The organism is Rosistilla carotiformis (assembly GCF_007753095.1).
Lineage (GTDB): Bacteria > Planctomycetota > Planctomycetia > Pirellulales > Pirellulaceae > Rosistilla > Rosistilla carotiformis.
Window position 1 is genome coordinate 2,266,435 of sequence record NZ_CP036348.1, and the last position, 13,727, is coordinate 2,280,161.

Annotated in this window: 10 protein-coding genes; 8 read left to right on the plus strand and 2 right to left on the minus strand. The window is 55.4% G+C overall.

Translation table 11 applies throughout. The features are described 5' to 3' along the window. Window positions 1-14: 14 nt before the first annotated feature. From Poly24_RS08425 to Poly24_RS08460, 8 genes are all read left to right on the plus strand, one after another. A complete protein-coding gene (locus Poly24_RS08425; RefSeq protein WP_145093269.1) occupies window positions 15-3,992 on the plus strand; it encodes an efflux RND transporter permease subunit in 3,978 nt (1,325 codons plus the stop codon). 9 nt (window positions 3,993-4,001) lie between these two features. Further along, window positions 4,002-4,589, plus strand: a complete 588-nt coding sequence (locus Poly24_RS26940) for a glycosyltransferase family protein (RefSeq protein WP_197452422.1) — start codon at window positions 4,002-4,004, stop codon at window positions 4,587-4,589. Between the two features lie 202 nt (window positions 4,590-4,791). After that, complete coding sequence (locus Poly24_RS26945) at window positions 4,792-4,956, plus strand: hypothetical protein (protein ID WP_197452423.1); 165 nt, start codon at window positions 4,792-4,794, stop codon at window positions 4,954-4,956. A gap of 350 nt (window positions 4,957-5,306) precedes the next feature. Beyond that, complete coding sequence (locus Poly24_RS08440) at window positions 5,307-6,731, plus strand: efflux RND transporter periplasmic adaptor subunit (protein ID WP_145093275.1); 1,425 nt, start codon at window positions 5,307-5,309, stop codon at window positions 6,729-6,731. A 12-nt stretch (window positions 6,732-6,743) separates the two neighbouring features. Further along, window positions 6,744-10,220: an efflux RND transporter permease subunit gene (locus tag Poly24_RS08445; protein ID WP_145093278.1), complete on the plus strand. Its 3,477-nt coding sequence runs from the start codon at window positions 6,744-6,746 to the stop codon at window positions 10,218-10,220. Between the two features lie 69 nt (window positions 10,221-10,289). Beyond that, window positions 10,290-11,201 (plus strand): hypothetical protein, encoded by a 912-nt coding sequence (locus Poly24_RS27340; protein ID WP_231753525.1) that lies wholly within the window; start codon window positions 10,290-10,292, stop codon window positions 11,199-11,201. Window positions 11,202-11,296: 95 nt separating this feature from the next. Then, entirely contained in the window at window positions 11,297-11,629 is a 333-nt protein-coding gene (locus Poly24_RS08455; RefSeq protein ID WP_145093281.1) for a DUF3147 family protein, read from the plus strand. Window positions 11,630-11,953: 324 nt separating this feature from the next. Then, window positions 11,954-12,514 carry a sterol desaturase family protein gene (locus tag Poly24_RS08460; RefSeq protein WP_231753526.1) on the plus strand — a complete coding sequence of 187 codons (561 nt, stop codon included), beginning with the start codon at window positions 11,954-11,956 and terminating at the stop codon, window positions 12,512-12,514. A gap of 9 nt (window positions 12,515-12,523) precedes the next feature. On the opposite strand, the gene Poly24_RS27345 is transcribed toward Poly24_RS08460, so the two are convergent. Next, entirely contained in the window at window positions 12,524-13,189 is a 666-nt protein-coding gene (locus Poly24_RS27345; protein ID WP_231753527.1) for a hypothetical protein, read from the minus strand. A 170-nt stretch (window positions 13,190-13,359) separates the two neighbouring features. Beyond that, complete coding sequence (locus Poly24_RS08470; protein WP_145093287.1) at window positions 13,360-13,725, minus strand: hypothetical protein; 366 nt, start codon at window positions 13,723-13,725, stop codon at window positions 13,360-13,362. Window positions 13,726-13,727 lie beyond the last annotated feature (2 nt).

Consider the following 13,727-nt stretch of genomic DNA (forward strand, 5'->3'; position numbering starts at 1 on the left):
CCAAACAACGCAACATGATTAACAACGATGATTCAATTGAAACTGCTAAACGCTCCATCCTTGGTCGGCTGATTTGGTTCTGCCTAACCAACAAGCTGGTTGTGTTGCTGTTGGTCCTCGCGACGCTGACTTGGGGCGTCATGGTCGCTCCGTTCGATTGGAGCGTTGGCGATCTTCCCCGCGATCCGGTTCCCGTCGATGCGATTCCAGACATCGGCGAAAATCAGCAAATTGTGTTCACGCAATGGATGGGCCGCAGCCCGCAAGACGTCGAGGACCAGATCGGTTATCCGTTGACGGTCGCGTTGCTGGGCATCCCCGAGGTCAAGACGATCCGCAGCTACTCGATGTTCGGGTTCTCGTCGATCTACATCATCTTCGGCGAAGACGCTGACTTCTATTGGTCGCGAACTCGTGTGCTGGAAAAGCTGAACAGTCTTCCCGCCGGCACGTTGCCCGATAGTGTGCAACCGACACTGGGGCCAGACGCTACCGCACTTGGGCAGATCTATCTCTACACGCTCGAAGGCCGCGATCCCGATGGCAACCCGACCGGCGGTTGGGATTTGCGTGAGTTGCGAACGATCCAGGATTACTACGTTCGCTATTCGTTGACGTCGGCTGAAGGCATCAGTGAAGTGGCGTCGATTGGCGGCTTCGTTCAGGAGTACCAAATTGACGTCGATCCCGATGCGATGCGGGCCGCCGGCGTGACGTTGGCAGGCGTGTTCGAGTCGATTCGCATGACGAATGTGGACGTGGGTGCTCGAACGATCGAGCTAAACAAAGCCGAATACGTGATCCGCGGTCTTGGCTTCATCGAGAATATAGAAGACATCGAAAAGACGGTCGTGAAGGTAACGGACAACGTCCCGATCACGGTCGCCGACGTGGCCAACGTATCGCTCGGGCCGGCACTTCGGCGTGGTGCGTTGGACAAGGCCGGCGCGGAGGCCGTCGGCGGTGTAGCGGTGGTGCGTTACGGATACAACCCGCTGGCGGCTATCAAAAACATCAAACAGCGAATCCAAGAGGTATCGCCCGGCCTGCCGACGAAGGTGTTGGTCGACTACCAGAAAACGACCGCCGACGAAGTTGACCTGTACGCGGATCGCAACGGTCTTGAATCCATCACCGGAGCAACGACCAGCAGCGACGCTTGGGTGAAGCATCTTCGCGGCATGTCGCAGGACAAATGGCCCGCGTGGATCACGACCAGCCAAGTCGCCGTCGTGCCGTTCTACGATCGAACCGGATTGATCTACGAAACGCTTGGAACGCTGAACACGGCACTCGTCGAAGAAATCTTGGTCACCATCATCGTGATCTTGGTGATGGTTGTTCACTTGCGTAGTTCGTTTCTGATCAGTGCTCTGTTGCCGCTCGCGGTGCTGATGTGCTTCATCGCGATGAAAACTTTCGGGGTCGATGCCAACATCGTTGCACTGTCGGGTATCGCGATCGCGATCGGCACGATGGTCGACATGGGGATCATTCTCACAGAGAACATTCTCAAATACTTGGATGAGGCTGCGCCAGAAGATGACAAGCTGACGGTGATTTTCAAAGCGGCTCACGAAGTCGCCGGTGCGGTACTGACAGCCGTGACGACGACCGTTGTCAGCTTCTTGCCCGTTTTCACGATGATTGGTGCGGAAGGGAAACTGTTTCGTCCGTTGGCGTTCACCAAGACGTTTGCATTAGCCGCGTCAGTGATTGTCGCGTTGACCATCATTCCGCCGGCGGCTCACATTTTGATGGGCGGCCGAATCGAATCAAAGAGCCTGCGCAGGGGAGCTTGGTTTGCCTTGCTGATTCTGGGCATCGCCGCGTCGATGCTGTTGACTTGGTGGGTGGGAGCAATCTTGATCGGATTGTCCGCCTACAAGTTGTGGGAAGAACGCATCCCCGAACGGTTCCAGCGATATGGACCTTACGGGGCCAGTGCCGTTGCCGCGTTGGTCGTGGGTGTGCTGCTGACGCAGGAGTGGTTGCCGCTCGGGCCGCAGAAGGGTTTGCTGCTGAACTTGTTGTTCGTCGGCGGATTGATCGGCGGCATCCTTGGGTTCTTTACCGTCTTTCAGCGATTCCTCTACGAACCAATCCTGCGTTGGTGCCTGAATCACAAGCTCGCGTTTCTGACACTACCCACAGCGATCTTGCTGTTCGGCGGATCGGCGTGGCTCGGTTTTGACAAAGTGTTCGGCATCGTTCCCAAGACGTTTTCGCTGGTTGGCGTATCCGAAGCGTCCATCCGAAATTCACGACCGTGGCAAGCAGCAACGAACGTCCTGCCGGGACTGGGCAAAGAGTTCATGCCGCCGCTCGACGAGGGCTCGTTCCTCTACATGCCAACGACGATGCCGCACGCTTCGATCGGTGAAGCGATGGACGTGTTGCAGTTGCAGAACCAATTGCTTGTCTCGATCCCCGAAGTCGAATCGGTCGTCGGCAAGATCGGTCGTGCCGACACTCCGCTTGATCCGGCACCGGTGTCGATGATCGAAACCTACATCACCTACAAGTCTGAATACAAAACCGACGAAGACGGTCACCGGCTGAACTTCCGCTATGACACGGAAGCAAACGAGTATGTCCGCGACGAAGACGGTGAGCTGATCCTTGATCCCACCGGTCGACCATTCCGGCAATGGCGAGACGAAATACGCACACCCGATGACATCTGGCAAGCCATCACGACGGCGGCCCAGATTCCAGGCACGACGTCCGCCCCGAAACTGCAACCGATCGCCGCTCGGATCGTGATGCTGCAAAGCGGTATGCGTGCTCCGATGGGAATGAAGGTCAAAGGCCCGGACCTGGAAACGATCGAGCGAGTTGCGTTGGAATTGGAATCGCTACTGAAACAAGTTCCAACCGTCCAAGCATCCGCAGTGATCGCCGATCGCATCGTCGGTAAGCCGTACTTAGAAATCGACATCGACCGTGATGCGATCAAACGATACGGGCTGCACATTCGCAGCGTTCAGGACGTGATCGAAGTCGCGATCGGAGGCCGACAGATCACGACGACCGTCGAAGGCCGCGAACGATTCCCCGTTCGAGTGCGATACGCTCGCGAGTTGCGAGACGACCTGGAATCGCTCGAACGAATCCTTGTCCCAACGCCTATGGGACCACAGATTCCGCTCGGGCAACTCGCCGACATTCGCTACACGCGCGGCCCGCAGGTCATCAAGAGCGAAGACACGTTCTTGCTTGGATACGTGCTGTTCGACAAGAAGGCCGGCGAAGCAGAAGTCGACGTCGTCGAGGACGCTCAGGCGTTCCTGCAAGCGAAGATCGAGTCGGGCGAGTTCACGCTGCCAGCCGGAGTGACATTCACATTCGCAGGCAACTACGAAAACCAAATCCGATCGCAGAAGACGCTGGCAATTGTGTTGCCGCTGGCACTCGGGATTATCTTTTTGATTCTGTACCTGCAATTCAAGTCCGCCATCACGACGTCGCTTGTATTTAGCGGCATCCTAATTGCGTGGGCGGGCGGTTTCATCATGCTGTGGTTGTACGGCACCGAGTGGTTCCTCGACTTCAGTCTGCTCGGCACCAACATGCGAGAACTGTTTCAAGTCAAAACAATCAACCTAAGCGTTGCCGTCTGGGTCGGCTTCTTGGCCTTGTTCGGAATCGCCAGCGACGACGGCGTCGTGATCGCGTCGTACCTTGACGAGAGCTTCCGCAAGGACAACATCGAGAATGCCCAGCACGCTCGCGAAGCCACCGTGACCGCCGGAATGCGACGCGTTCGCCCATGTTTGATGACCACGGCAACCACACTGCTCGCGCTGATACCCGTCCTGACCTCCACCGGCCGCGGCAGCGACATCATGGTGCCGATGGCCATCCCCAGTTTTGGCGGCATGACGATCGAGATCATGACGATGCTGGTGGTGCCTGTGCTTTATTGCAGTGCAATGGAATGGAAATTGAAGCTCGGCATCAAAGACGAACGATTCGCGGAGGACGCTTAGAGCGACATCATGACAATGATCACGAAAACCAAGTCCATCGTCTCGGCAATTAAATTCAACTGGCAAGTTCAGTCGCTGCCCGATCGTGTTTACCTACGCCGAGAGATGTTACCGGCAATGGCGAGAATGAAACCCGCCAACGTGTTGCTGGCCGGCACCCGACGCTACACACGCCGGTATCACGAAGTATTTGACCGAGAGATGACGGCGGTTTGGACAATCGACTTTGACCCCGCAGCAGCACGCTTCGGCAACGGGCAACTGCATCGCACGGGAGACATGTGCCAAGTCGATCAAGTCTTTCGCGGGGTGCGCTTCGACATGATTCACGTCAACGGTCTGCTGGGTTTCGGCGTCGACACACCCGAGGCAGCCCGTGACATGGTCGCCGCATGCCACCGGTCACTTCAATCCAGCGGCTACTTGATGCTCGGCTGGGACGCCGATTTGACGACTGATCCGTTGGAAAACAATGACATCCTCACACGGTTTCGACACGCCGGGCTCGGAAGCTTACCGGCGCGTCACTCCGTGGTCGGAATAGAGGGGCATGATCATACTTTCGATTGGTTTGCCGCATTGCCGCTGAACAAATAGAAGTGTCCTCGCGTAGCGATTGGCGTAGGACGTGAACTTGACAGGTGATACCCTGCATCCGTATGATCCTCCATTGATTCAAACTTCAACGAGAACACTTTGCTAGCTCGCATTCTTTCCCTCCTGCTGATACCACTGTTTGTGTTGGGGCAATCTCTGCCTCATTCGCATGCGGGCAGCGGGGTAGGTAAACCGAGCGACCATGCAAATCGTCCTCATGTGCATCTCGGTGGTGGGCATTCTCATCACGACGATGGTGACCATCATCATGACCATGATGAAACAGGAGTCGATGATCTTGCTTGCTCGGCAACTGGCTTTGCTTTGTCGCTTCCCCATCAGCATGATTCGGATGCGGTCTATCTAGCAGCTGCGAACATCGCCGTTGGGCGAAGTGCTGCTGCTCCGAGCACCGATGCTGTTAGCGTTGATGCTTGCCTCTCGATTGAATCCGCTCGTCCCCATGTGCCGATGGGTGCCCCCAGGAACGTTTCTGCGCGGCGTTATGGCGGCTTGCCAATCTACCTTCTGACAGCCTCTCTACGGCTGTAGCGGACACGCGTCACCGATTCTCGGCGTTCTAGACGCTGTGTTTCTGCATCGGTGATCTTCTCAACGTGAATTTCAATTTGAGGCTCCTCCATTGCGTGCGCCTGCGCGCTTGTTTCGGTGCTGCGCCCAGGTCGTTGCGTGGTTTTCTCTATAGGGAATGTTTAGATGAATCGTTTGGTTTCGATTGCCAAATCGCTGGTGGGTCCAGCGATTGTGGTCGCCGTATTGTTTGCGGGGTGGACGTTCCGCAAGCAGTTGTTTCCGCAGCAGGAAACAACTGCCGCGTCGGAGGACGATGCGTCGGGAGAGTCTGCCGAAAAGCAGACCATCCTCGAAATCAGCGAACAGGCTCGAAAGAATCTGTCGCTGGTAGCCAAGGCCGCGCGGCCTCAATCGTACTGGCGGACCGTTGTGATTCCTGGAGAAGTCGACGACCGACCGGGCCTATCCGATCGTGGCGTCACGTCGCCCGCTGTGGGCGTGGTGACTGCGATCCATGCGTTCCCTGGCGACACGATGCGACCAGGCGAGCCTCTGTTCTCGCTGCGTCTATTCAGCGAGTACTTGCAAGCCACACAGACTCAGTTGTTTAAGGCTCGGCAGGAAACCGCAATCGTTCAAGCCGAGATCGACCGGTTGTCTGGAGCGGTCAACACAGGTGCGGTTTCGCGTTCCAAGATGATCGAGTTGCAGAGCGAAATTAGTCGCCAAAACACGTTGATCCAAGCCTCTCGCCAGGAGTTGTTGACACGAGGTTTGACGCCTGGGCAAGTGCAACAGATTGAATCCGGGACGTTCGTTTCAACCGTCGAGGTCGTCGCTCCGCCCGTGCGAGATTTCGACGCGTTCGCAAATCGTCCGGCACCTCAGGAAATTCAGCAGGTCAATTTTGTCAACGAATTGGCACAGGACCAACCGATCGCGTACGAGGTTCAAGAGTTGGCTGTTGAACTTGGGCAACAGGTTCAAGCGGGCCAGTTGCTCGCCAACTTATCGAACCACCAGATGCTGTACGTCGTCGGTCACGCCTTCAAGCGAGAGGCGACGTACTTGGAACAAGCCGCCCAAGAAAAACGTCCCATCGAAATTGAATTTGCCGAGGATGCAACAGGCAGTTGGCCTGAACTAAAGCAGACGTTTAACGTTCGTCATCTATCGAACTCCATCGACACCAACAGCCGGACGTTTGACTTCTTTGTCCCACTAACAAACCAATCGCGATCCTATGGCGACAAAGGTCGGGTATTTCTCGTTTGGCGTTTTCGGCCTGGTCAACGCGCTCGCATCCATGTCCCGGTGGAAAAGTTCGATGACGTGTTCGTGTTGCCCGCCGAGGCGGTCGTGCGAGAGGGGCCTGAGGCATACGTGTTCCGGCAAAACGGCGATTTGTTCAAGCAGATTCCCGTTCATGTTGTGCACGAGGATCGACGCTCGGTTGTGATCGCCAACGATGGCAACATCACAGCCGGAGCCTACCTAGCGCAAAACTCAGCCGCCTCGCTCAATCGAGTACTGAAGTCACAGTCGGCCAGCGGAAAAGAACCCGGTGTGCATGTTCACGCCGACGGCACCACTCACGCGGCACACTAAGGAAATACGTCCATGCTCGATGCAATCATCAAGTTTTCGCTCCGTTACCGCATGCTGGTCGTCGTTGTCAGCCTATTTCTGCTGGTCTACGGATCGTTCCTGGCTACTCAGATGTCGATCGACGTCTTTCCCGACCTCGACCGCCCTCGTGTTGTCATCATTACCGAAGCTCCCGGACTCGCGACCGAAGAGGTCGAGACGCTGGTGACGCAGCCGATCGAGATTGCGCTGATGGGTGCTAATGGCGTCCAGGCGGTTCGCAGTCAATCGACGGCGGGCTTGAACGTAATCTACATCGAGTTCGATTGGTCGACGGAAATTCGCGCTGCTCGTCAAACTGTCCAAGAAAGACTGTCCACGTTGGAGGGTGTCTTGCCGGATGGAATTCGTCCGCAGATGACGCCACCGTCTTCGATCATGGGGCAGATCATTGTCGCGGGAATTTACCGGCAAAACGGTCCCAGCGGCGGACGGCTCGCACAGCTCGGCAACACCGACATGATGGCCGAAATGGTCATTGGCGAAAGCGAGAAGTTTCAGATCATTGTTTGGACGCCAGGCGATCGGCATGACTTTTCGACTTGGAAGAAAGTTCAGCCACAGGAAATTCAGTGGGATGATGATCCCAATGCGGATCCGCAGACTTCCCAAGTCCCCGTCGGAACTGCCGAGATCAAAATCAACGGCAAGTCACACGACGGATATTTCTTTAGCGAAGCCAAACAACAACTTGAACTGCGGACTGTCGCGGACTGGATCATTCGACCACGACTGTTGAAAGTCACCGGTGTCGCGGAAGTGTTCATGCTCGGCGGAGATCGCAAGCAGTACCAAATCCTGATTGACCCGACCGCGTTACTCGAATACGACGTCACGGTTCAAGAGGTTGAACAGGCGCTTCGAGCCAGCAACATCAACACGAGCGGCGGCTTTGCGGTCACCGGTGAGACCGAGCGACCAATTCGTATTCTTGGTCGCTTGGGACCGGAATCACGGGTCGTGATCGAAGACTTGAAGAAAGTTCCCGTAGGAAACCATCCCAAACGAGCTGTCTTATTGGGGCAAGTCGCTCGCGTCACCGAAGGGCCGCAATTCAAGCGTGGTGATGGAAGCGTCGACGGTCGCCCAGGAATCGTGTTCACGACGGTCAAGCAACCTCACGTTGATACACGCGATCTGAGTGATGCGGTCGCAGAGGCATTTGTCGAGGTCGAGGCATCGTTGCCAGCGGACGTCATCGTCAACTCAGAACTGTTTCGACTCAGAAACTTTATCGACCGAGGTATCTTCAATGTTGCCGAGGCACTCGTCATCGGCGCGGTGCTCGTCATCATCGTGCTGTTTCTGTTCCTGCTGAACTTTCGCACGACGTTCATTACGCTCACCGCGATCCCGCTTTCGCTCGTTCTGACAACGCTTACATTCCGCATGATGGGTTGGATCAGTGGAACAGAGCTGTCCATCAACGTCATGACGCTCGGTGGCATCGCCGTTGCAATGGGCGAACTCGTCGACGACGCGATCGTTGATGTCGAAAACATCTTTCGTCGACTCAAGCTGAACAACCTGTTACCGGCCGACGAACAGAAGTCGTCAATCGTTGTTACTTTCGAGGCGAGTAAAGAGATTCGTAGCTCGATCGTGTTTGGAACCGCGGTCGTGATCCTTTCCTTCATGCCGCTGTTCGCACTGTCGGGTGTCGAAGGTCGGTTGTTCACGCCGCTGGGCTTCGCCTACATCGTGTCAATCTTGTCGTCCTTCGTTGTGTCGATGACCGTCACACCGGTACTTTCCTACTATCTTCTGCCAAATTCGCGTGCAACCCAACACGAGGGCGACGGGTTCTTATTGCATGGACTGAAAGCGATGATGACTCATCTGATCCGTCTCAGTATGGCGTTGCCGCGAACGCTGCTTATCTTGACCTGGCTCGCCGTTGCCTTGGCCGCATGGCAAATGTCGATGCTGGGTCGAAACTTTTTGCCGCCCTTCGATGAAGGCAGCATTCAAGTGAACGTGACCTTGCCTCCTGGATCGTCGTTGGATGCTTCTAACAAAGTTTCAGGGGCGATTGATTCCGTCTTTCAGTCGATGCAAAAGACGGAGGAAAATCCGGATGGCGAGATTTTGCACTTCGTTCGTCGAACCGGTCGAGCAGAAATGGACGAGCATGCGTCGCCGGTTAACTTCGGCGAATACATCCTCAGCATGAATCCCGAATCACCGACGGAGCGAGAAGAAATCCTCGCGAGACTCCGGGAGAAAATCAGCGACGAAGCACCCGGAGTGGACATTGAGGTCGAACAGCCTCTGGCCCACTTGATTAGTCATATGATCTCGGGCGTTTACGCTCAGATTGCGATCAAGATTCACGGCGACGACTTGGATGTTCTGCAGCGAGTTGCCGAACAGGTCAAAGGAACGATCCAAGACGTACCAGGAATCACGCCGCCGGTCGTTGAGCCGATTCAAGAGACAGCCGAACTGCACATTGATCTTCGCGCCGACGACCTAGCGTTGCATGGACTGACTCGCGAATACGTCGCGGACGTTTTGCAAACAGCGTTGCAGGGTGAAGTCGTCTCGCAAGTCCTAGAAGGCCAACGTCGATTCGATTTGCTCGTGCGACTGGAGGAGGAGTATCGCACCGATTACGCGAATCTGGATCGGCTACGCATCGACCTGCCTGACCGTGAGGGGCAACCCGATCGGGGACAGATCGAACTGCGTGAGGTCGCGGATGTGGGCGTCGGCACTGGGCCGAATTCGATTTTACGTGAGAACGCACGACGGCGGATTGTCATTCGCTGCAATACCGAAGGCCGCGACTTGGCCGGTGCCGTGAACGACATTAAGAGTCGTATTGGCAACCAGGTCGAAATGCCGGCAGGCTATTTCATTGAATATGGAGGGCAGTTCGAGAGCCAGCAGCGTGCGACGCAGCTCATCATCGTGCTTGCCGGTGTTTCGGTGATCGGCATGTTCATTGTGCTCTTGGTTTTGTTTCCGTCGATTCGGATCGTGCTGCAGATCCTAAACGCGCTCCCTACTGCGTTCATCGGAGGAGTGATGGCACTTGTCATCACTCAGCAAAGTCTCACCGTTGCGAGTCTCGTCGGATTCATCTCACTAGGCGGCATCGCGGTTCGCAACGGCATTTTGTTGGTCACTCACTACTTCCACCTAATGAAGGAGGAAGGCGAAGAGTTTACGCAGGAGATGGTGATGCGAGGCAGCCTGGAGCGACTCGCACCGGTTTTGATGACGGCGTTAACCGCTGGCATCGGACTGATTCCGCTCGTGCTCGGTGGTCAAGAACCAGGCCGTGAGATTTTGTATCCAGTTGCCACTGTCATCCTCGGCGGACTGACGACATCGACCTTCTGTGAATTCCTCATTCACCCTGGGCTCTTCTGGACGTTTTCTGGAAAGGACGCCGCTCGACTTGCAAAGCTTGAAACAGAGGAGGACGAGTTTGGAATGAATTAGTCAACACGATCGCATCGGCGACCACGTCAGCGTTAGAAACCGTTTATGAAAACTACAAGGAAACTTACTATGAAAATCTCGATCACAACTTGTTCACTCGTGTTCTGTGGACTCCTCGGATTCACTGGATGCAAACAGAAAACTGATACGACTCCCGCAGCCACTTCGCCCGCCGCTGCGACGAGTGACGATGGCGGACACGTCCACGACGATGGTACTGTACACGCCGCACACGGTGGGCACGCTGCAGGTCCGCATGACGGCACCGTCGTCGACTGGGGTGGTGGCAAGTTCCACGTCGAATTCACCGTCGATCACGACAAGCAAGAGGGCACGGTCTATATCCTTGGTTCCGACGAGAAGTCGCCGGTTCCGATCGACGCCGAGTCCATCGACTTGAGTATCAGTGATCCCGTGATGCAGGTTTCGCTCACTGCGGCACCTCTGGACAGCGATCCAGCAGGAAAAGCGTCACGTTTTGTCGGCACCCACGAGAAGTTGGCGGTCGTTCAGGAATATGCTGGTACGATTGCTGGAGTCATCGACGGTACGCCGTACTCCGGTGACTTCAAAGAGGAAGCACATGGCGATCACGGCCACGGACATTCGCACGGAGCCGATGATGCATTGATTTGGGAAGGCGAGCCACGCGAACATGCAGGGTTGACGATTCAGCTTGGGCACCACGGAAAGCATCTGCACGCTGGTGAAGAAGTCGAGCCGGCTGTCTCCATCGTCCGCAACGGAAAGCCTGTCGATGATGCCAAAGTCTTCAACGCTTTGGTAAGCGCCGATGGTCAAACGGTTGTGGCGAAGGAAGTCGCGACTGTCTATGAGCCAACCACGGACGAGGAACCGGCACACTACGCACAAGGTGCCCTTGCGATTCCCAGCGGCGTCAGCAAAGTCATCCTTCGCTTCCGTATTGTCCCAGTAGGTGCTGATCCAGCAACGTTTGACGTTCCTGTGACCGTTGAATAATCGGGACGGAGCGAACCTACATGTGAGACCTTTGCCCCGAAGATAACAGGGTCGAAGGTACAGTCAAAGTTTTGAAACGAAAAAGTGTGAACGTCATGGTTTGGATGATAGTCAAAGCGTTGATCTCGGCAGTCGTGATCGTAGCGGTTGCCGAGATCGCTGGACGGATGCCGAGAGTTGGCGCGTTGTTGTTGACACTGCCGATCATCAGCATCCTGGCGTTCATTATGACGTGGAATAAGGAACAAGACATGAACTCGATAGCGGCTCTGGCTCGCTCGACGCTTGTGCTTGTTCCACTCGGGCTACCGTTCTTCGCTCCGTTTGCCTTGTCAGCAAAAACAGGACTTTCGTTTTGGCCCAGCTTTGCAATCGGCGTCCTACTGGCGTCGGTAACCATAGGGGCCTGGTTCCGATTCGGCCCATAATCAGTGGCATTGGAATTCGCATATGACGCGGACCAGTGCCAAGAATCCGAGATATTGTAGGGAGTCTCAAGTCTGAAAGGTCAATCCGAAATTTTCGTTCGCCTAACCTGCTTTTTCCTTGTGCTGTTTACGATGGCGGCTTGGGAGTGGCTTGCGCCGCGTCGCAAACTGTCACTAAAACGACCTTGGCGGTGGAGTAGCAACATTGGCCTGGTCGTCTTGAATGGACTTCTGGTTCGGCTCTTGGTGCCGATGACGGCCGTGGGTGCTGCAGTTTATGCACAGACACAGGGCTGGGGATTGTTGAACATCGTGGATTGGCCAATGTGGCTTGAGGTTGCGATTGGTATTCTTGTCTTGGACCTCGCGATTTATGGTCAACATGTGTTGTTCCATGCGGTCCCTTGGCTTTGGCGATTGCACATGGTCCACCATGCCGACATGGATTTTGACGTGACGACGGGACTGCGGTTTCACACCTTTGAAATTCTTTTTTCTGCCTTGATCAAGTTGGGCGTCGTCATTGTGCTGGGACCAGCGGCTGTCGTGGTCGTTGCCTTTGAAGTGATGCTCAATGCGACGTCGATGTTCAATCACAGCAATGTCTCGATTCCGCTGTGGCTCGATCGTGTTTTGCGTTTTTTGGTTGTCACACCGGACATGCACCGTGTGCATCATTCGATCATCCGACGCGAAACGAACAGCAACTTCGGTTTTAATCTTCCCTGGTGGGACTATCTATTTCGGACCTATGTGGCGCAGCCAAAAGATGGCCACGAACACATGTTGATTGGAGTCAAGGAACTTCGCGATGAACACCAAACCGAACGCCTACCAGGAATGTTGCAATTGCCGTTTCGGTCAAACAGCAAACAGAACCAGTAGTCCACATTTTCAGCCAACTTTAACGGATGAACTATCGAGAGTTGTTAGGCTCGGTGGTGGTCCGTCCATTCTGATTGGACCGTTGTTTGTGGGTGGACTGCTTGGCTGTGCTGGACGGTCGCGAGGAGCTTCGTAGCGTGGAAGCTCGGGAACTGCATTGCGGTTGGGAAGCGTTGGTGCAGTCATCGGCTGACGATCGGGCGTGCCGAAAGTGACGGCGGGGTTTTGGAGACTCGGATTCACTGGGCCGTGTGAGTGCCCATCGTGTGAATGGTCGCCATGATCATGGCCATCGTTGGCATGGTGGCCGTGGTCATTATAGGAACCCGTCGCGCCGTTTGGAATTTCATACTGACGGGGTGCGTCGAGGTAGGGTGCATCCTGATGGGGTGGAATCTGTTGGGACAATCCACCTAGTGCGGGCTGGTTGTACTGCAACGGGCAACCGACATCGTCGGGGCAGTACACGCTGTTGTTGCTGTGATATTGGTTCAGCGGCATGTCGACGTATCCGAGAGCGATCGGGGCGTGACCGTGATGGTTGTCTTGGTAGTGGTACGAGTCGTGCGCATAGTGTTGACCGCCCTGGTAGTGCCCGTAAAAATGTCCGTGGTCGGTATGGTGATGAGCTCCATGACCATATCCATGCCAGTGCTGAGCAGTTGCTGGTTGCATTTGCGAAAAGGAAGCGAAAGCGAATGCGGCGAGCGCAACGACGGCGTGTTTCGGCATGTTTTCCATTTCGTTGTAAGTTTTGCACAGAGACAAGATGGACGGACGAGACTTGCTCGCCCGTCCAGTCGATTCAGAACGGTCGGTAACATTCGCAAGCGAACAACGCTTGATTAGTGATGGCCGCCAGCACCTAGAACATGGACGCGTCCGATATCAAGGTGCAATCCACCGCGTTGGCGATAGGGTTGTGATCGGTAGGTAGGAGAGTACTGTTGCTGGTATTGAGGTTGATAGCTCGGTTGGTACGTTTGGCCGTATCCATAACCGCCGTAGTTCGATGAATAGCCGTAATTGCCATAGGTTTGAACGGGTGCTTGAGCGTAGCCGCCATGGTGACCGCCACCGTGATGGCCCCCGGAGTAGGCGTGGTGTCCGCCATGACCACCATGAAAGTAGTCGCTAGCGGTGGCACCGGTATTTCCGGCAAAGGCGAACAATCCTGCTGCGAGAGCGGCAATTGCGAAGGCACGATTCATAA